The sequence below is a fragment of the Streptomyces sp. NPDC058576 genome (assembly GCF_042718715.1).
In the GTDB taxonomy this organism is placed as follows: Bacteria; Actinomycetota; Actinomycetes; order Streptomycetales; family Streptomycetaceae; genus Streptomyces.
In genome coordinates this window covers 1-16944 of the sequence record NZ_JBHXPF010000011.1, presented here as the reverse complement: position 1 = coordinate 16944, position 16944 = coordinate 1, and the positions used below count along the sequence as shown (strand labels likewise).

At 72.6% G+C, this 16944-nt stretch carries 16 protein-coding genes; 11 read left to right on the top strand and 5 right to left on the bottom strand.

What is annotated here, in order from left to right:
* The first annotated feature begins 92 nt into the window (after window positions 1-92).
* From ACFWRV_RS11420 to mnhG, 6 genes are read left to right on the top strand one after another with little or no spacing between them, the layout of a single operon-like run.
* Window positions 93-2996: a Na+/H+ antiporter subunit A gene (locus ACFWRV_RS11420; RefSeq protein WP_384331810.1), complete on the top strand. Its 2904-nt coding sequence runs from the start codon at window positions 93-95 to the stop codon at window positions 2994-2996.
* Window positions 2993-3610 carry a Na(+)/H(+) antiporter subunit C gene (locus ACFWRV_RS11415; RefSeq protein ID WP_384331807.1) on the top strand — a complete coding sequence of 206 codons (618 nt, stop codon included), beginning with the start codon at window positions 2993-2995 and terminating at the stop codon, window positions 3608-3610. Before ACFWRV_RS11420 ends, ACFWRV_RS11415 begins: the two co-directional genes overlap by 4 nt.
* Window positions 3607-5259 (top strand): Na+/H+ antiporter subunit D, encoded by a 1653-nt coding sequence (locus ACFWRV_RS11410; RefSeq protein ID WP_384331804.1) that lies wholly within the window; start codon window positions 3607-3609, stop codon window positions 5257-5259. The genes ACFWRV_RS11415 and ACFWRV_RS11410 overlap by 4 nt, the downstream gene beginning before the upstream one ends.
* Complete coding sequence (locus ACFWRV_RS11405) at window positions 5256-5885, top strand: Na+/H+ antiporter subunit E (RefSeq protein WP_384331801.1); 630 nt, start codon at window positions 5256-5258, stop codon at window positions 5883-5885. The genes ACFWRV_RS11410 and ACFWRV_RS11405 overlap by 4 nt, the downstream gene beginning before the upstream one ends.
* Window positions 5882-6217: a monovalent cation/H+ antiporter complex subunit F gene (locus tag ACFWRV_RS11400; RefSeq protein ID WP_384331798.1), complete on the top strand. Its 336-nt coding sequence runs from the start codon at window positions 5882-5884 to the stop codon at window positions 6215-6217. Before ACFWRV_RS11405 ends, ACFWRV_RS11400 begins: the two co-directional genes overlap by 4 nt.
* Window positions 6214-6567: a monovalent cation/H(+) antiporter subunit G gene (gene mnhG / locus ACFWRV_RS11395; RefSeq protein ID WP_384331794.1), complete on the top strand. Its 354-nt coding sequence runs from the start codon at window positions 6214-6216 to the stop codon at window positions 6565-6567. Before ACFWRV_RS11400 ends, mnhG begins: the two co-directional genes overlap by 4 nt.
* Window positions 6568-6585: 18 nt before the next feature.
* On the opposite strand, the gene ACFWRV_RS11390 is transcribed toward mnhG, so the two are convergent.
* Complete coding sequence (locus tag ACFWRV_RS11390; protein WP_384331791.1) at window positions 6586-6954, bottom strand: nuclear transport factor 2 family protein; 369 nt, start codon at window positions 6952-6954, stop codon at window positions 6586-6588.
* Window positions 6955-7117: 163 nt separating this feature from the next.
* On the opposite strand from ACFWRV_RS11390, the gene ACFWRV_RS11385 reads away from it, so the two are divergent.
* Entirely contained in the window at window positions 7118-7852 is a 735-nt protein-coding gene (locus ACFWRV_RS11385) for a CDP-alcohol phosphatidyltransferase family protein (RefSeq protein ID WP_384331788.1), read from the top strand.
* On the opposite strand, the gene ACFWRV_RS11380 is transcribed toward ACFWRV_RS11385, so the two are convergent.
* On the bottom strand, window positions 7821-8270 hold the full coding sequence (locus tag ACFWRV_RS11380) for an adenylyltransferase/cytidyltransferase family protein (RefSeq protein WP_384331785.1): 450 nt from the start codon (window positions 8268-8270) through the stop codon (window positions 7821-7823). The two genes, ACFWRV_RS11385 and ACFWRV_RS11380, sit on opposite strands and share 32 nt — an antisense overlap.
* Before the next feature lie 151 nt (window positions 8271-8421).
* Between ACFWRV_RS11380 and ACFWRV_RS11375 the strand changes: the two genes are divergently transcribed.
* The 3 genes from ACFWRV_RS11375 to ACFWRV_RS11365 are packed head-to-tail and all read left to right on the top strand — an operon-like array spanning window position 8422 to window position 12607.
* The gene (locus ACFWRV_RS11375) at window positions 8422-9684 is read left to right on the top strand and encodes a glycosyltransferase (RefSeq protein WP_384331783.1); all 1263 of its coding nucleotides are present in this window, start codon (window positions 8422-8424) and stop codon (window positions 9682-9684) included.
* Entirely contained in the window at window positions 9681-11366 is a 1686-nt protein-coding gene (locus ACFWRV_RS11370; protein WP_384331780.1) for a lipopolysaccharide biosynthesis protein, read from the top strand. The genes ACFWRV_RS11375 and ACFWRV_RS11370 overlap by 4 nt, the downstream gene beginning before the upstream one ends.
* Window positions 11363-12607 carry a hypothetical protein gene (locus ACFWRV_RS11365; RefSeq protein WP_384331777.1) on the top strand — a complete coding sequence of 415 codons (1245 nt, stop codon included), beginning with the start codon at window positions 11363-11365 and terminating at the stop codon, window positions 12605-12607. The genes ACFWRV_RS11370 and ACFWRV_RS11365 overlap by 4 nt, the downstream gene beginning before the upstream one ends.
* Here ACFWRV_RS11365 and ACFWRV_RS11360 read toward each other — a convergent pair.
* A complete protein-coding gene (locus ACFWRV_RS11360) occupies window positions 12576-14081 on the bottom strand; it encodes a hypothetical protein (protein ID WP_384331774.1) in 1506 nt (501 codons plus the stop codon). The two genes, ACFWRV_RS11365 and ACFWRV_RS11360, sit on opposite strands and share 32 nt — an antisense overlap.
* A 108-nt stretch (window positions 14082-14189) precedes the next feature.
* Between ACFWRV_RS11360 and ACFWRV_RS11355 the strand changes: the two genes are divergently transcribed.
* Window positions 14190-15353 (top strand): glycosyltransferase, encoded by a 1164-nt coding sequence (locus ACFWRV_RS11355; RefSeq protein ID WP_384331771.1) that lies wholly within the window; start codon window positions 14190-14192, stop codon window positions 15351-15353.
* A gap of 12 nt (window positions 15354-15365) precedes the next feature.
* On the opposite strand, the gene ACFWRV_RS11350 is transcribed toward ACFWRV_RS11355, so the two are convergent.
* On the bottom strand, window positions 15366-16205 hold the full coding sequence (locus ACFWRV_RS11350) for a glycosyltransferase family 2 protein (RefSeq protein WP_384331768.1): 840 nt from the start codon (window positions 16203-16205) through the stop codon (window positions 15366-15368).
* A complete protein-coding gene (locus ACFWRV_RS11345; RefSeq protein ID WP_384331765.1) occupies window positions 16202-16852 on the bottom strand; it encodes a hypothetical protein in 651 nt (216 codons plus the stop codon). The genes ACFWRV_RS11350 and ACFWRV_RS11345 overlap by 4 nt, the downstream gene beginning before the upstream one ends.
* Window positions 16853-16944 lie beyond the last annotated feature (92 nt).

The window sequence follows — 16944 nt, the reverse complement described above, 5'->3', positions numbered from 1 at the left end:
GCGCGCCGGACGGGTGAATCGCTTCGGGGGATATATCTGTATTTAGTGCTCTTTATTTCGGATGCCCCGTCGCCCGACCCGGACGCTCCGCTGTGATCGCGCTCATCGTCGCCCACTTCGCGCTGGCGGCCTGCGCGGGCCCGCTGGTGCACCGGCTCGGCCGACGGGCCTTCGTCGTGCTGGCGCTGCCCCCGGCGGCCGCCACCGTCTGGGCCTTCACCCGCTGGAACACCGCCGCGTCCGGCGGCGCGGACACCTGGACCTGGCCGTGGATCCCGGACTACGGCGTCGCCCTGGACCTGCGGCTGGACGCGCTGGCCGAGCTGATGGTCCTGCTCGCCGCAGGGGTCGGCGCGCTCGTCCTGCTCTACTGCGCCTCCTACTTCACCGACGACACCCCGCAACTGGGGCGCTTCGCCGGGAACCTCCTCGCCTTCGCCGGCGCGATGCTCGCCCTCGTCCTCGCCGACGACCTGATCACGCTCTACGTGTTCTGGGAGCTGACCACGGTCTTCTCCTACCTGCTGATCGGCCACGGCAGCGAACACCGGCACAGCCGCCGCTCCGCCCTCCAGGCCCTCGTCGTCACCACGCTCGGCGGGCTCGCCATGCTCGTCGGCTTCCTGATCATCGGTCAGGCCGCCGGCACCTACCGGATCTCCGCGATCGTCGCCGACCCGCCCGAGGCGACCCTCGCCGTGTCCATCGCGGTCGTTCTCGTCCTCGGCGGGGCCCTGTCGAAGTCCGCGATCTGGCCGTTCTCCATGTGGCTGCCGAACGCCATGGCCGCCCCCACCCCCGTCAGCGCCTACCTGCACGCCGCCGCGATGGTCAAGGCCGGGGTCTACCTGGTCGCCCGGCTCGCCCCCGCCTTCGCCGACGTCCCCGTCTGGAAACCCGTCGTCCTCGTCCTCGGCGGCGCGACCATGCTGCTCGGCGGCTGGCGGGCGCTGCGCCTGAACGACCTCAAACTCGTCCTCGCCTACGGGACCGTCAGCCAGCTCGGCTTCCTCGTCCTGCTCGCCGGGACCGGCAACCACGACGCCGCGCTCGCCGCCTTCGCCATGATCCTCGCCCACGCCCTCTTCAAGGCCCCGCTGTTCCTCGTCACCGGCATCGTCGACCACGCGGCCGGCACCCGTGACCTGCGTAAACTCTCCGGTGTCGGACGTTCGCTGCCGTATGTCGCCGGGGTCGCGGCGCTGTCCGCCGCCTCCATGGCCGCCCTGCCGCCCCTGCTCGGCTTCGCCGCGAAGGAGGCGGCCTTCGCGGCGCTGCTGCACGGATCCACCGCCGACCGGTGGGCGCTGGCCGTCGTGGTCGCGGGCTCCGCGTTGACCACCGCCTACACCCTGCGGTTCTTCTGGGGCGCGTTCCTCCGCAAGCCCGGCGTCCCCGACACCCCCGTCCACCGCGTGGGCCCGGCCTTCCTCGCCCCGCCCGCCCTGCTCGCCGTGCTCGGACTGGTCCTCGGCCCCGCCGTCAGCTGGACCGACCGGCTGCCGAACGCGTACGCCGACCTGTTCCCGGCCGTCCCGGACCCGTACCACCTCGCTCTCTGGCACGGATTCGGCCTCGCCCTGCTCCTGTCGGCCGTCGCCTGGGCGGCGGGCACCGTGCTCTTCCTCGGCCGCGCGCACGTCACCCGGCTCTCCCGGCGGATCGCCTGGCCCACCGCCGACAGCGTCTTCGGCCATCTGCTGCTCGGGCAGGAACGTCTCGCCCTCCAGGTCACCGGCTTCATCCAGCGCGGCTCCCTCTCCGTGTACCTCGCCACCACGCTGCTCGTCATGCTCGGCGGACAGCTCGCCGTCCTCATGGTCGACACCCCCTGGGACGGGGCCGTGCGCCCCCGGCTCTGGGACAACCCGCTCCAGGGCGCCGTCGCCGCCCTGACCTGTGCCGCCGCCCTGCTGTGCCTGACGGTGCGGCGGCGCATGAAGGCCGTGGTCCTGGCGGGTCTGACCGGCTACGGCACCGCGCTGCTCTTCGTCGTCCAGGGAGCGCCCGACCTGGCGCTCACCCAGTTCTGCGTCGAGACCGTCGCGATGATCGTCTTCGTGCTGGTGCTGCGCCGGATGCCCGTCCACTTCCAGGAGACCGTGAGCACCTGGCGGCGCGCCGCCCGCATCCCCGTGGCGCTCGCGGCGGCCGCCACCGTCGGCGTCGGGATGTGGGTCGCCGCCGCCGCGCGCACCGCCGAACCGGCCGGCACCGCCATGGTCCAGGAAGTCGCCGAGCACGGGCTCAAGGACGTCGTGGCGACCATCCTCGTCGACCTGCGCGCCTGGGACACGATGGGGGAGTCCGCCGTGCTCGCCGCCGCCGCGATCGGTGTCACCAGCCTCATCTACCTGCACCGCCGCAGCGAAGGCTCCATGACCCAGGAGGAGTTGCAGGGCCGCACCGCCTGGTCGCTGTCCGCCCACCACTCCTCCCGGCTGCCGCAGGGCGACGACGTGGCCCCCGAACGCAGCTGGCTCGCCGCCGGGGCCACCCTCGCCCCCGAACACCGCTCGATCGTCTTCGAAGTGGTGGCCCGGCTGCTGTTCCACCCGATCCTGGTGCTCTCGGTCTATCTGCTGTTCTGCGCGGAGTCCCTGCCCGGAGGCGGGTTCGTCGCCGGACTCGTCGCCGGGGTCGCCCTGATCACCCGCTACCTGGCGGGCGGCCGGTTCGAACTCGCCGAGGCGGCCCCCCTGCAACCCGGACTCTTCACCGGCCTCGGGCTGTTCATCTCCACCGGGGTGGGCCTCATCGGACTTCTGGAAGGCACCGTCCTGCACGCCTTCACGTACTACGGCCATCTGCCGGTCTTCGGCACCTACCACCTGAGTACGTCGGTCCTCTTCGACTTCGGCGTCTACCTGCTCGTCCTCGGCGTCGTCCTGGACATCGTGCGGGCCCTCGGCGCCAAGGTCGACCGGCAGATCGAACGGGCGGCGGGCGTCCTCACCCCCGGAGCCCGGCCCGAGGCGGGAGGTCTCCAACGGTGATCGTCAGCGCCTCGCTCATCGCCACCGCCGTCGTGCTCTGCGCCGTGGGCGGCATCCTCATGCTCACCCGCCCGCTGACCCGCATCCTGCTCGGCGCCGTCATCCTCGGCAACGGCATCAACCTGCTGGTGCTCTCCTCGACCGGCCGCGCGGGCGCCGCACCGCTGCTGTACGGGGTGTCCCTGAGCCGGGTCACCGACCCGCTGCCGCAGGCCATCGCGCTGACCGCCATCGTCATCACCCTGGCCACCACCGCGTTCCTGCTGGCCATGGCCTACCGCAGCCACCAGATCACCGGCACCGACGAGGTCCACGACGACCTGGAGGACCGGCGCATCGTGCTGCGCGCCGAAGTGCTCTCCGAACGTGCCCAGTTGCGCGAGGAGTTTCGCTCGGGAGCCGAGCCCACCGCGGACGAGCGCGAACGCTACCGGGATGAGCGCCGCCGGCTCCGCGACCGGCTCCGCGCCGACCGGGCCCGCCAGGCCCGGGGCCGCGACGCCTCCGGCAACCTCTGGAACGACGTGCTCGGCGCGGACCCGGAGGACTACGCCCGCGACGGCGACGCCAAGGCGGACGACCGCTACCCCCGCGACCGAGGAGCCGACGGATGAACGCGCTCGTCCCGCTGCCGGTACTGCTGCCGTTGTGCGCCACCGGCCTCAGCCTCGCCTTCGGCACCCGCCTGGGGCGCTTCCAGCGCTTCATCAGCGTCGCCGTGCTCTCCGCCGTGCTCGCGCTCTCGGTGATCCTCATGGTCGCCGCCGACCGGCAGGGCCCGCTCTCCGTCCACCTCGGCGACTTCGCCCCGCCGCTCGGCATCACGCTGGTCGCCGACCGGCTGTCCGGGCTGATGCTCACGGTCTCCTCGGCCATCACGCTCTGCGTGCTCGTCTACTCCCTCGGCCAGGGCATGACCGACCGGGACAAGGAGACCCCGCTGGCCGTCTTCCACCCCGCCTATCTGATCCTCGTCGCCGGGGTCTCCTGCACCTTCCTCGCGGGCGACCTCGTCAACCTCTACGTCGGCTTCGAGATCATGCTCGTCGCCAGCTTCGTCCTGCTCACCCTCGGCGGCACCGGACCCCGCATGCGGGCGGGCTCCACCTACGTGATCATCTCGCTGTTCTCCTCGATGCTCTTCCTCACCGCCATCGCCATGACGTACGCGGCCACCGGCACCGCGAACTTCGGCCAGCTCGCCGTGCGGCTGGCCGAACTGCCCATCGGCGTACAGACCCTGATCCAGGCACTGCTGCTGACCGTCTTCGCGATCAAGGCCGCCGTCTTCCCGCTCGCCGCCTGGCTCCCCGACTCCTACCCGACCGCCCCGGCCCCCGTGACCGCCGTCTTCGCCGGACTGCTCACCAAGGTCGGCGTCTACTGCATGCTGCGCACCGAGACGCTGCTCTTCCCCGGCAACCGCATCGGGAACCTGCTGATGGCGATCGCGCTGGCCTCAATGGTCATCGGCATCCTCGGCGCGGTCGCGCAGACCGACCTCAAGCGGCTGCTCTCCTTCACCCTGATCAGCCACATCGGCTACATGGTCTTCGGGATCGGCCTCGCCACCCGCGAGGCGTACGGCGGGGCCATCGTGTACGTCGCCCACCACATCACCGTCCAGACGACGCTGTTCCTCGTCGCCGGGCTCATCGAACGCCGGGGCGGCACCACGGAGCTGACCCGGCTCGGCGGCCTCGCCCGGGCCGCCCCGATGCTCGCCCTGCTCTTCTTCGTCCCCGCGATGAACCTCGCCGGGATCCCCCCGCTGTCCGGCTTCATCGGCAAGCTCGGGCTGATGCGCGCGGGCGTCGCCGACGGCAGCGGCTGGGCCTGGGTCCTGGTCGTCGGCTCGGCGGCCACCAGCCTGCTCACGCTGTACGTGGTCGCCAAGGTCTGGAACCTCGCCTTCTGGCGCGCGGCCCCGCCCGGCCTGGCCGCCGCCGGTACGGTCCTGGAGTCCGGCGACGACAGCGACGACGACAGCGACGCGGGACCCGACCACATCCCCGGCACCGGCGACGAGGGCATCGTGTCGGCGCCCCCGCCCGCCGGTCAGGCCGCCGCCGCGACGCTGCACGGACGGGCCGTCACCACCACCAGCCGGCTGCCCCACCCCATGGTCGCGGCCACCGCCGCCACCATCGCGATCGGCCTCGCCTTCACCGTCTTCGCCGACCCGCTCACCGCCTACACCGACCGCACGGCCGCCGAACTCCTCCAGCGGACCCCCTACATCCAGGAGGTGCTGGGCCGGTGAAACGCGTCCCGCACTTCTCGTTCCGCAACGCCGATCTGCCGCCGCTGAGCTTTGAGTTCGGCACCCGCCGCCGTCGGGTGATCGACCTCCCGCTGATCGCCTGGCTCACCGTCATCTGGGTGCTGCTCTGGTCCACCCTCACCTGGGCCAACGTCCTGACCGGCCTGGTCGTCTCGGTCGCCGTCTGCCTCGCCTTCCCGCTGCCCCGGGTCGACCTCGGACTCCGGCTCCACCCCTGGGGCATCCTGTGCCTGGCCGGCTATCTCTTCTACGACATGTACACCTCGGCCGTGAAGGTCACCCGGCAGATCTTCTTCGGCCTGCCGCACCGGGCCGCCGTGATCGGCGTCCCCCTGCGCTGCCGCAGCGACCTGATGCTCGCCGCCACCGCCGTCGCCGTCTCCAACGTGCCCGGCGGATCCATCATCGAGGTGCGCCGGGCCACCGCCACCGTCTTCGTGCACGTCCTGGACGCGGACCGGCCCGAAGAGCTCGAAGCCGCCCGGCGCCAGGTGTGGCGCGTGGAAGAACTGACCGTACGGGCCTTCGGCACCCCCGACGAGATCGCCCGGGTCGCCGAACCCCCGCCACCGCCCCAGCTCGCCGCCGGGAGGCCCGCACCATGACCGCACCCGAACAGGTCGACCACACCCTGCTGACCTGCGCCGTCGTCCTGATCCTCATCGCCGGGGCCTTGCTGCTGGCCCGGATCTGGCGCGGTCCCTCCATGCTGGACCGGGCGATCTCGCTGGACGTCTGCGCCGCCCTGATCATCGCCGGTCTCGCCGCGAAATCGGCCTTCGCCCGGGACCCCTTCTACTTCCCGATCATGCTGGTGCTGGCGTTCCTCGGGTTCACCGGCTCGGTGGGAATCGCCCGCTTCATCGCCGTGCGCGACCGGCCCCGCAATCCGCCGAGCCCCGCGCACCCCGGCGACTCCCAGGAGGACCCGCGGTGAACGTCTGGCTCCAGATCGTCGACACGGCCGGCGCCGTCCTGCTCCTCATCGGCGCCGCGATCTGTCTGCTCGGGGTGATCGGCATGATCCGGCTGCCCGACGTCCTCTCCCGCAGCCACGCCGCCACCAAGCCGCAGACCCTCGGGATGATCCTGGTGCTGGCCGGGGTCGCACTGCGGCTGCGCAGCGGCATGGACCTCGCCACCCTCGCCCTCATCGCCTTCTTCCAGATGCTCACGGGACCGGTCGCCTCGCACCTGGTGGCCCGCTCCGCGTACCGCACCGGCCAGGTCGACCACGGCGAGCTGCTCTTCGACGAACTCGACGAGCAGCTCACCGAGGAGAAGTGACGCTGGCGCGAGGCGCGTTCAGGCGGCCGGCACGCGGTCCAGGAACCCGCTGACCGAGCTGATCCGGCCGTCCTCGGCCAGCCGGGCCACGTCGAACCCGGCCACCGGGGCTGAGCCGTCCGCCGAGGAGACCAGCTCCCAGGAGAACCGGACCAGGTCGTGGTGCCCGTCCGGCGTCCCGGTGAGCGTGAACCGGAAGCCGGGGAACTGCTCGTGCACGCCGCCGATCAGGGCCGCGAGCCCCTCGTGCCCGCTCACGTCGGCCAGCGGGTCGGTGTAGCGGGCGTCGTCGGTGAACGCGGCTTCTACCGCCTTCGCCCGCTCCTCGGCCCCGGTGGTGTTCCAGGCGGCGAAGTAGCGCTGAACGGTCTCGTCGTACGCGGTCATGGCAGGCCCTCTCCGTAGGCGTCCCGGCGGTCCGGGGCGATGCACCCACCTTGGCCCCGGGGGCCGGGCGGCGTCGATTACCCCGGAGGTAAGGAGATCCAAACACCCCACGGCCGCGGGCCCGCGTGCCATGATGCGGGCAGGGCCGGACGCTGGGGGGCGTATGGGAAGCACGGGCACGGTGCTGCGCGAATTGCGCGGCGCACAGAAGAGCGCCAAGGGCGTCTCGCTCTACTCGCGGTACGTGAACCGGCCGGCCGGTCGTGTGCTCGCGGCCGGGGCCTACCGGGCGGGCATGACGCCCAATCAAGTCACGTTGACCAGTGCGTTGTTCACCTATGGTGCGGTGGCATCGGTCGCGCTCGTCGAGCCGTCCTGGACGCTCGCCGTCCTGGTCTGGGCGGCCTTGGCGGTCGGTTTCGCCTTCGACTCCGCCGACGGGCAGCTCGCCCGGCTCACCGGCCGGGGAGGCCCCGACGGGGAATGGCTGGACCACGTCGTGGACTGCGGGAAGCTGCTGCTCGTCCACACCGCGGTCCTGATCTCCTTCTACCGCTTCGGCGAACTTCCCTCACAAGCATGGCTGTTGCTGCCGCTGGGCTTTCAGCTGGCCGCCGTGGTGACCTTCTGCGCGGGGCTGCTGCGCGAACACCTCGGCAAGGCGGCGGCCAGTGCCCTGGGTCCGTCGTGGGCGGCGGCGCCGGCACCGGTGTCGCAGGTGCGGGCCGTGGCCCTGCTGCCCGCCGACTACGGGGTGTTCTGCCTGGTGTTCCTGCTGCTCGGCGCACCCGGGGCCTTCCGCGCCGGGTACGCCGTGCTGGCGGTCGTGCACACGCTGTTCCTGGCGGCCTTCCTCGCCAAGTGGTTCAGGGAGCTGAAAGCGCTCCGGGCCGGCTGACGAGCACGTCCAGCGCCCGGCGCAACTGGGTGCTGGACGTGTGCACGGTGTACGGGAAGTAGACGACCTCCACGCCCACTTCGGCGAAGTCGCGCTCCAGCTTCACCCCCTTCTCCGTGCCCCGCCAGTCGTCGCCCTTGAAGATCACGTCGAACCGGACCTGCTGCCAGGTCTCGACCTTGTCCGGGACGGTCTCCACGAACGCGGCGTCCACGAAGCGCACGCTGCGGACGATCTCCAGTCGTTCGCGGAGCGGGATCATCGGCGTATGGCCCTTGGCGAGGGCGGCCATCTCGTCCGACACGACTCCGGCGACCAGGTAGTCGCACTGACTGCGGGCGTGCCGCAGGATGTTGAGGTGCCCGACGTGGAACAGGTCGTACACCCCGGGTGCGTAACCCACCCTGTGCTGCACCATCCGTATCTCTCCCCCCACGGTGAACGTGATCCGGTGATGTTCCAACGACCTTACTGTGAAGAACACTTGTGCAAGCCGTGAACGGATAAGCTCGATGGGGGCTGTTCCTCGGTGGGGACAGCGGCTGTCGTGGGGGGAAGGCGATCGTCCGATGTCCGATGCTGCAAGGCCCGGTCCGATCCGGGACCGCCGGCTTCTGGTGGTCTCGACCAACTACGCTCCGGAACTCACGGGCATAGGCCCGTACGCCGCCCAACTGGCGCAGCACTGGGCCGCGTCCGGCGCCCGCGTCCGGGCGCTCACCGGCATGCCGCACTATCCCTCCTGGCGACTGGAGGAGAGCTACCGGGGCGTATGGCGGACGGTGGAGATAATCGGCGGCGTCGGCGTGCACCGTCGCCGCCACTATGTGCCGCCTCGTCAGACGGCTGTAAGGCGTGCGGCGTTCGAGGCCAGCGTGCTCGTCACCGGACTGATCGCACCGCCGCCCGGCCGCCCCGACGTCGTGATCTCCCAGATGCCCAGCCTCGCCGGCGGGGTCATCGGAGCGCGCCTCGCCCGACGCCATCGCGTGCCGTATCTCCCCGTCGTCCAGGACCTGATGGGCGCCGCCGCCGCGCAGAGCGGCATCCGGGGCGGGGGCCGGGCCGCCGCCGTTGCCGCGGCCGCCGAGCGGTACGCGCTGCGCGGGGCCGCCCTCGTCGGCGTCATCCACGAGAGCTTCGTCCCCGGCGTCACCGCCCTCGGGGTGGACCCCGGGCGCATCCGCCTCGTCCCCAACTGGACCCATGTGCAGGGGCCCACCGCCGACCGGGCCGCGACCCGGGCCCGGCTCGGCTGGCCCGAGTCCACCCCGGTCCTCCTGCACTCCGGCAACATGGGCCTCAAGCAGGGCCTGGAGGTGCTCATCGACACCGCCCGCCTCGCCCCCGACGTCCGTGTCGTCCTGATGGGCGACGGCAACCAGCGCGACGCCCTGCGCGCCCGCGCCGAGGGGCTGGCCAACGTGGAGTTCCTGGAGCCCGCGGGAGCCGAGGAGTTCACCGACGTCCTCGCCGCCGCCGACGCCCTCGCGGTCACCCAGCGCGCCTCGGTCCTCGACATGAGCGTCCCCTCCAAACTCACCTCCTACTTCACCTCCTCACGTCCCGTGATCGCCTCCGTCGCCGACGAGGGCGGCACCGCCGACGAGGTCCGCCGCTCGGGCGCCGGAGTCCTCGTCGCTCCCGAGGACCCGCCCGCCCTCCTCGAAGCGCTGCGGAAACTGACCGCCGACCCGGCCGCCGCCGACGTGCTCGGCGCCGAGGGGCCGCGGTACGTGGCCCGTCATCTGAGCCGCGAGGCGGGCCTCGCCCGCTTCGACGACCTGCTCGCCGAGGTCCTGCCGGACGCGCAAGGGAGCCCCCGCCGATGACGCCACAGCACCGCGCCCTGGACGACCACGACGAGCCCGCGCTCCTGCGCGACCAGTTCCGCCAACTCCTGCGCTACCGATCGCTGCTGGCCGTCGGCGTGGTCGTCGGCCTGCTCGGCGGCGGCTACCTCGCGCTCGGCGGCGAGGACACGTACACCGCCACCGGCGAGGTGCTCGTCCGCTCCGCGATCTCCGACCCCTTCGCCGCCGGATCCACCGCCGACAAGGGCATCAACATCGGCTCCGAACGCCAGACCGCGATCAGCGACACCGTGGGCACCCTGGCCGCGGGCACCCTCCTCAAGGAGGGCGACGACGTCACCGCCCGCAAGCTCCTCGCCGGACTCCAGGTCACCAACCCGCCCAACACCCTCACCCTGCGGTTCTCCTACACCGGCGCCACCCCCGAGCGGTCCCGGGCCCGCGCCGAAGCCCTCGCCGAGGCCTATCTGGCCCACCGCAAGGCGCGCACCGAGGAGAGCATCGAGAACATGGCGGGCGGCTACCGCGCCCAGCTGAAGCCGCTGGAGGAGAAACGCGACCAGCTGGAGGAACAGGCCGGAGTCGGAGCGGCCGACGACGTCACCAGCGCCCGCGCCAACATCATCGTCTCCATCTCCGAGCTGAGCCGGAAGATCTCCGAGCTGGGGGCCCTGGACACCACCCCCGGCTACCTCAACAAGAAGCCCGTCGCCCCCACCGCGCCCACCGGCCCGGGACTGCCCCTGCTCCTCGGTCTCGGCGGCGTCGTCGGCCTCGCGCTGGGGCTGCTGCTCTCCTGGGTGCGCCTCGTCTTCGACCCGGCCGTACGCTCCTCCCGCGAGCTCGTCCAGTCGCTCGGCGCACCCCTGCTCGGCACCCTGCCCCGGGAACGCGCCGCGGGCAGTCTGCTCGCCATCGGCCGGGGAAGCTCCCGGCTGGCGGAGGAGTACCGCGCCGTCGCCTTCCGGCTCGCCTACGACCCGTCGTTCGCCGAGAGCCGCCGCCTGCTGGTCACCGCCCCGCGCGGCGACAGCGCGGCAGCCGCCGCCGCTGCCGCCAACCTGGCCGCCGCCTTCGCCGAGATGGGCCGCGACGTCCTGCTCGTCGAGGCCGACCTGCGCACCCCCTCCCTCGCCCGCGACATCGGCTCCGCCGGCCACGAGGTGCGCCCGCCGCGCTGGGCCGCCGAGGAGGGCGACGGCAGCTGGCCAGGCGGCGGCCGCACCAATGTGGACGTGCCCGGCTCCGGGGCCTTCGCCCTGATCCCCGGGACCACCGTCGACAACGTCCCGCGCGCCCTGACCTCCCCGCCCGTCGGCCGCATCGTCGCCGAGGCCGACCGGAGCGGCAACGTCGTCATCGTCCTCGCCCCGCCCGTCCTGTCCTACGCGGACGCGGTCGCCCTCGTCGACCGGGTGGCGGGCGTCATGATCGTTTGCGACCCGCGCGAGGTGCACCGCAGCGACCTGGAACGCATCCGCGAGATCATCGGCGCCTCCGGCGGCTCCGTCCTCGGCGCCCTGCTCCACCCCGCCCGGGGTCGGTTGCGCCGCGCCGAGCGACGGGCGAAGCCGACCCGACGCCGGGGCGGTGGCGGCGGGCCCACCTCCGCCGCCGAGCCGGACGCTCCCGAGATCACCGGCGATCCCACCGAGACCCTCGGCCTGCGCTCCTTCACCCTGCCGGCCGCCCGCCGGTGAGAGCCCGCACCGCCGTCCTCTGCTCGGTCGCGGACCAGGGCGTGGCGGCGCTCACCAACATCCTGGTGCTTCTTGCCGCCGCCCGGCTCTCCACGCTCGCCGACTTCGCCCGCTTCTCCGCGGTCTACCTGGTCTTCACCGTGCTCCTCGGCGTCTCGGGCGCGTACACCGGGCAGCCCCTCGTCCTCAAGCGCGGCCCGGGGGAGGAGACCCGGGGCGCCTGCCGGTCCGCCGTGACCTTCACGGTGCTCGCCGCCGCCGTGCTCGGCGGGCTGCTCGCGGCCGTCTGCGTCCTCCTCCCCGGCGACACCGCAGGAGCCCTCCTGGTGTTGGGCCTCGTCCTGCCGGTGGTGCTGGGGCAGGACGCCGTACGGTACGCCTTCTCCACCCTCCAGCAGCCCCATCTCGCCCTGACCGGCGACCTGCTGCGGCTCGGCTGTGTGCTCGGGGCGCTCTCCGTGCAGGACCACGGGGCGTCCCCGGCCCGCCTGATCGCCGTCTGGGGCCTGTCCGCCCTGCCCGCGCTCCTGCTGTCCGCCGCCCTCCTCCACCGCGCCACCGCCGGGTCCCCGCTGCGGCTGCGCCCGCTGCTGCGGCGCGGCCACCTCGGGCAGCGCTTCACCGTCGAGTTCGGCGTCGGCAACGCGACCGGCCAGCTGTCCGTCCTCGGCCTCGGCGCGGTCGGCAACCCCCTCCTGGTCGGGGCGCTGCGCGGGGCGACCACCCTGTTCGGGCCGCTCAACGTGCTCTACACCTCCGCCACGTCCTTCGGCCCTCCGCTGCTCGCCCGCATCGGCGACGAGCGCCGCCGGATCCGGGCCACCGCCGCGCTCGCCGCCGTCCTCGCGGCGACCGCCGCGCTCTGGGCCACCGTGCTCGCTCTGCTGCCCGAGCGCGCCGGACGCGAACTGCTCGGCGACACCTGGCCCACGGCCGCCGCCCTGCTCCCCGCCACAGGCAGCCAGTACGCGGCGATGGCCGTCGGCACCTGCGGACTGCTCGCCCTGCGCATGCTCGACCCGCGCACCACGCTCGCCATCCAGGTCGTCTTCTCGCTCACCGCCGTGGCCTTCCTCGCGGGCGGTTACGTCGTCGGGGGCGTCCCGGGCGCCGCCTGGGGGCTGTTCCTGGGATCGCTCTGCAAGGCCGCCGCCACGTGGGTCAGGGTGGCCCGGCTGCGCCGCCGTACCCGGGCCGCCGGCGAGGGCGTCAGCGCCGGCGCTCTCTCCGCCGCTCCCTGAACGTGGCTATCGCCAGCAGACACAGCGCGGCGATGGCCAGCTTCCCCGCCGCCTGGAGGAGCGGGCCGCGCAGCAGGATGAAGGTGTACCCGGCGATCAGCGGAGCGGCGATGGCCAGCACACTCCCGGGGCCGGGCCCCGCCCGGGTGACGGCCAGTGCGTAGCGGCGGTCGGTGCGGGCCGACGCGTAGCCGATCACCGCGAGGCCGCCCATCATGCCGGTCGCGCCGAAGTCGACCCAGAACTCGGTCCACAGAGGGGCCGAGAGGTTGGTCATCCGCAGGCCCATCCACTGCCCGACCCGGACCCCGGTGTCCTCCGGCTTCCCGCTCCACACCGCGCGCGGCACGAAGAACAGCGCCGAGCCCGTCAGTTGGCGGCCGTAGGTGTGGCCGCGGGTGTCGACCCACGAGATGGTGTTGGCGAACATCACCATCTGGTCGTAGTCCTTGGTCACCAGCGGATCGAAGACCGAGGCCGACTGCACGGCCCGCTGCCCTCCCTCCTCGTACCGGAACTTGTCCGCGTACGGGAACAGCACCAGCGCCCCCACCACTCCCGTCGTCAGCACCGTCCGGTAGACCGCCGCGCTGCTCGGGAACGCGGCGAACACGAACGCCACCACCACCGTCAGGAACCAGTAACGGGCGTTGGAGATCGGATTGTTCACCAGGAGGTTCAGCCCCGCCAGCGCCACCCACACCAGCACCGTCGAGGGTCGGCGCCGGGCCCGGTAGGAGGTCGCCAGCCGGCGGGTGTAGAAGAGCAGCGCCAGCAGCGCCGGGACCTGGCCGAAGCCCTTGACGAACGCCGAGCCCACGTTGGAACCCTCCGCGGCAACGCCGCTCGCCGCGACCGTCTCGTTGATCTCCTGACGACTGGAGAAGAAGACCGCGGGGCCGCCCAGCTTCAGCACATAGAACGCGCTCGCGGCGAACGCCAGCAGCACCAGCAGCCGCAGCCGCACCGGGTGCGCCACGGCGGGCCCTCCGCCCGGGGCCCGCGCCGAGGGGGTACGGCGGCGCAGCGGGCGCCGCGAGGCCAGCAGCGCCCCCAGGTCGTAGGCGGCACACCCCACCAGGACCATCGCGATGGCCGTGACCAGGTCCTGGCGCGGTCCCACCATCGGCGTCGGCGTCTGCCCGATCACCACCTGGGCGAAGGGCGCCACGCCCATCGCGATGTACACGAACATCCAGAAGACGCCCTGGAGCAGCCGCCGCCGGGTGGAGAGGATCATGGTCGCCAGCCGGGCTCCCGCATAGCAGGTCAGCACCAACTGGAGCCAGTACGCGGTGTCCCGCACCCCGGTGCCGGGCTGGGCGGCGATCACCGCGGGCAGGAAGCAGACCAGCCCCAGGATGAGCGGCACGGACACCGCCCGCGACAGCATCGACCAGACGATCGGCCGCTCGGGCGCCTCGGATGCGGGCCCCCGGGCCTGCGTGCGCGCCGCCGTGTGCACCGACGTCATGCGCCCCCCCGGGATCAGTGAACCGCTGAACACTCTAACGAATCAGCCCACTTGAGGGGGACCGATGACTACGCTGTGAACACGTGGCCATAGTCGAGGGGAACTCTGGTGAAAATCCTGCACGTCGTCACGCTCCACACTCCGGATCACGCCTTCGGCGGTCCGACCCGGGTGGCGTTCAACCTCTCCAGGGTCCAGCGGGCGCACGGCGACGACGCCCGCGTCATGGCCCTCGGCGACGGCTTCCCCGACGGCGAACTGCCCAGCCGGGTGGAGGGAGTTCCGGTCCACCTCTTCCAGGCGCGGCACCTCCTGCCGATGTTCGAGGTCAGCGGCATCACCTCCGCCGGGCTGCTGCGCACCGCCCGGCGCATGATGCGCGGCGCCGACCTCGTCCACGTCCATCTGATGCGGGACCTGGTGACCCTGCCCGCGGCGCTCCTCGCGCTCGCGACCCGGACGCCGCTGGTCGTCCAGACCCACGGCATGATCGACCCCACCGAGAAGAAGGTCGCCCAGCTCACCGACCTCCTCGGGGTGCGCAAGGTGCTGCGGGAGGCGGACGCCGTCCTGCACCTGACCGAGATGGAGCGGCTCGACGTGAACGCCGTCGCCGCCCCCGTCCCGCTCACCCGCACCGTACGGCTGGTCAACGGGGTCCGCCCGCAGGAGCGCAAGCCCGCTCGGGAACCCGGCCGCCCGCCCACCGTGCTGTATCTGGCCCGGATCCAGGAGCGCAAGCGGCCCGAGGATTTCGTCGCCGCGATGCCGCACGTCCTCGCCCGCCACCCGGACGCCCGCTTCGTGCTGGCCGGGCCCGACACCGGCGCGCTGTCCGGCACCCTCGCGCTGGCCCGGAAGCTGGGGGTGGCCGCATCGCTCGACCACGTGGGGCCGTTGGAGCACGACGAGGTCCTGGCCGCCGACCGTGAGGCGGATGTGTACGTGCTGCCCGCGATCGAGGAGCCGTTCCCGGTCTCGGTGCTGGAGGCGATGTCGGTCGGCACCCCGGTCGTCATCACCCGCACCTGCGGGCAGGCCCCCGATGTGGCGGCGGCGGGCTCGGGCCGGGTCATCGACAGCCGGGTCGGCGAGGACGCGGCCAACGCCCGCAAGGTCGCCGACGCGATCCTGGAGCTGCTGGAGCCGGAGGCCGCCGAGCAGGCGGGCAAGGCCGCCTGGGAGCTGGTGAACGAGCAGTTCACCATCGAGGCCGTCACCGCCACCCTCCGGCGGACCTACGAGGACGTGGTCCGCCGGAGGCGAGGGTGACCGGCGGGCGGGTCAGCGCAGCGGCTTCTCACGGGACTTGAGCGCGATCTGCCAGCGGTAGAAGCTCATCGCCAGGGCGAAGTCGAAGCCCGCCCGGCCGTCCAGGAAGCCCCGCCGGTAGAGGTACATGTAGGCGAAGGACACCACCGGCTTGAACGGCGCCTTGTGGAACAACTGCCCCTGGCGCGACTTGACCTGGCGCACCTGCTCCTTCACATGGGGGTGGTGCTCCAGCCAGGCCTCCCAGTCCGAGTAGCGGTTGTGCCGCTCGAACCAGGCGGTCACCGGGTCGAGGTCCTGGTGCTCGATGGGGTGGGTGAGTGTGCCCACCGTCGCCGCGACCGGCTGGTAGTGCCCCTCGACCTCCCCGATGCCCGGGGCGTCCAGGTCCCCGACCTCGGGGTAGAAGGAGCGGGTGCGGTCGGTCAACGACCGCTTGCGGATGGTGTATCCGTGCCGCAGCCGCTTCCCGGAGAACCAGTAACCGAGCGGAATGTCGTACGCCGCCGGCTTCGGCGCCGCCGGGTTCCGGAAGGTCTCCCGGAGCTCGGCCAGCAGCCCGGGGCTGAGCCGCTCGTCGCCGTCCAGGAGCAGGATCCAGTCCAGATCGGTGCGGACGTTCTCCAGGCACCACTGCTTCTTGCGCGGGTGGCCCCCGTCCCAGGTGTACGTGACCACCTCGGCCCCGCACTCCTCGGCGATCTTGACGGTGTCATCGGTGCTGTGGGAGTCCACCACGACGACGGCCTCGAAGTGGCCGAGCACCGATTTCACCGCCTCCGCGATGTTCAGCCCCTCGTTCTTCGTGGGGATCGCCACGGCTATCGGGAGTTTCGGCGTACCTGCGGTCATCCCTTGGCTCCTTCGGGCAGCCAGGCGTAGCAGCCTGTGGAGGTGAATGTGCGAGCGGAATCGGGGATGGTGATCTTCCGGGACTTCCCGGTGCCGGAAGAGCCCCGGCTCAGCTCCTTGCCCCCGGCCCCGGTGATCTGCCAGGAGCAGTCCGCGGTGGGCGAGGCCGAGCGGTACACGCCCGGCCGGAGCTTCTTCCCGGTGTGGGCGCCGTCGGGGTAGGCGTACGCCGCCTCGTCCACCAGGTCCTGGTGCTGGGGGCAGAGCCCGGCGACGGCGTCCGCGGCGTCCGGGATCTCGTCGGTGGCGATGGCGCCGACGGCGGTGTCCCGGTCGGCCTTCACCAGATAGCGGAGCTTGTCGCAGGTCTCCTGGCCGGTCTCGAGCACGGCGGCCGGGTCCATGCCCTTGGGCACCCGGTCGGCCAGGTACTCCTTCTGCTCCTTCGTGAAGGTCCCGGTGGCCGGGGCGATCTCGTCGGGCGGTGTCCTGGGGCCCGTGGCGGCGGGAGCGGACGGGTCGGAGGGCGCAGCCTCCTCCGCCTCCTTAGGCTCCTGCGGTTTCTCGGTGGGTGTGCCGGCGGACGGGCCGGGGACGGCGGGCCCGGGGGGCGCGGGGGGCGGGGGGCCGGCCGCCGGGGTCCCCACGGCCGATCGCCCGGCGGGGGCGACCGCCCGGACAGCCGCCGGAGGAGCCGGAGACCCCGCCCACGGCGGGCGATCAGGACACCCCGTCGCCC

Excerpts from the sequence above, each read along its gene's own strand:
- ACFWRV_RS11410 (WP_384331804.1), top strand. The coding sequence starts at position 3,607 with ATGAACGCGCTCGTCCCGCTGCCGGTACTGCTGCCGTTGTGCGCCACC.
- ACFWRV_RS11400 (WP_384331798.1), top strand. The coding sequence starts at position 5,882 with ATGACCGCACCCGAACAGGTCGACCACACCCTGCTGACCTGCGCCGTC.
- ACFWRV_RS11390 (WP_384331791.1), bottom strand. The coding sequence starts at position 6,954 with ATGACCGCGTACGACGAGACCGTTCAGCGCTACTTCGCCGCCTGGAAC.
- ACFWRV_RS11385 (WP_384331788.1), top strand. The coding sequence starts at position 7,118 with ATGGGAAGCACGGGCACGGTGCTGCGCGAATTGCGCGGCGCACAGAAG.
- ACFWRV_RS11380 (WP_384331785.1), bottom strand. The coding sequence starts at position 8,270 with ATGGTGCAGCACAGGGTGGGTTACGCACCCGGGGTGTACGACCTGTTC.
- ACFWRV_RS11375 (WP_384331783.1), top strand. The coding sequence starts at position 8,422 with ATGTCCGATGCTGCAAGGCCCGGTCCGATCCGGGACCGCCGGCTTCTG.
- ACFWRV_RS11370 (WP_384331780.1), top strand. The coding sequence starts at position 9,681 with ATGACGCCACAGCACCGCGCCCTGGACGACCACGACGAGCCCGCGCTC.
- ACFWRV_RS11360 (WP_384331774.1), bottom strand. The coding sequence starts at position 14,081 with ATGACGTCGGTGCACACGGCGGCGCGCACGCAGGCCCGGGGGCCCGCA.
- ACFWRV_RS11350 (WP_384331768.1), bottom strand. The coding sequence starts at position 16,205 with ATGACCGCAGGTACGCCGAAACTCCCGATAGCCGTGGCGATCCCCACG.